Annotated in this window: 1 protein-coding gene; it reads right to left on the minus strand. The window is 67.9% G+C overall.

Translation table 11 applies throughout. The features are described from left to right. The coding region (ilvA, locus tag U5768_RS31810) for a threonine ammonia-lyase, biosynthetic (protein WP_415914009.1) at positions 1 to 1,266 on the minus strand (1,266 nt) is incomplete at both ends.

The following is a 1,266-nucleotide window of genomic DNA, read 5'->3' on the forward strand; positions in this document are numbered from 1 at the left end:
CGGAACAGCCGCTCGTCGTGCGCGAGCGGCGAGCGCCCGCCCACCATGTAGCGGATATGCTGCTTCGAGAGTTCGTCGCCGGTGAGATCGACCGTCGGGAAACCGTGCTCGACGAAGGTCTTCGCGATCTGCTGCGACTCGTTGCGGTTGCGGATCTGCACGCCCACGAAGATGTGCGCGCGCTCGGCGTCGTCGATGCGGTAGTTGAACTCCGTCACGCTGCGCGTGCCGACGAGTTCGCAGAAGCGCCTGAAACTGCCGCGCTCCTCGGGGATCGTCACGGCGAACACCGCTTCGCGCGCCTCGCCCACTTCGGCGCGCTCGGCCACGAAGCGCATGCGGTCGAAGTTCATGTTCGCGCCCGAGGTGATCGCCACGAGCGTCTGCCCTTCGATGCCCTCGCGCTCCGCGTACTGCTTCGCGCCCGCCACGGCCAGCGCGCCTGCGGGTTCGAGCACGCTGCGCGTGTCCTGGAAGACGTCCTTGATCGCGGCGCACAGGGCGTCGGTATCCACTGTCAGGACTTCATCGAGATGCTGCTGGCACAGACGGAAGGTTTCCTCGCCCACGAGCTTCACGGCCGTGCCGTCCGAGAACAGACCGACCTCGGTAAGCTCCACGCGCCTGCCCGCCTTGACCGACTGCGCCATCGCGCAGGAATCGTCGGTCTGCACGCCGATCACCTTGATCTCGGGACGCACCGCCTTGACATAGGCCGCCACGCCCGCCGCCAGGCCGCCGCCGCCGATCGGCACGAAGATGGCGTGAATCGGGGCCTGATGCTGACTCAGCACCTCCATCGCCACGGTGCCCTGGCCGGCGATCACGTGGGGGTCATCGAACGGATGGACGAAGGTCAGGCCGCGTTCTTCCTGGAGGCGTACGGCGTGGGCGTAGGCGTCGCTGTAGGACTCGCCGGCCTGCACGACCTCGACGGTGGCGCCGCCATGCGCGCGCACGGCATCGACCTTGACCTGCGGCGTGGTGACCGGCACGCAGATCACCGCCTTCACCCCGAGCTTCGCCGCCGAAAGCGCCACGCCCTGCGCGTGATTGCCGGCCGAAGCGGTGATCACGCCGCGCTCGAGTTGCGCGGGCGAAAGGTGCGCCATCTTGTTGTAGGCCCCGCGCAGCTTGAAGGAGAACACGGGCTGGTTGTCCTCGCGCTTGAGGAACACGGCGTTGCGCAGACGCGCCGAGAGGTTCGGGGCGCGTTCGAGTTCGGTCTCGTGGGCGACGTCGTAGACGCGCGCGGTGAGGATTTTC

This window comes from Paraburkholderia sp. J76 (assembly GCF_905220295.1).
In the GTDB taxonomy this organism is placed as follows: domain Bacteria; phylum Pseudomonadota; class Gammaproteobacteria; order Burkholderiales; family Burkholderiaceae; genus Paraburkholderia.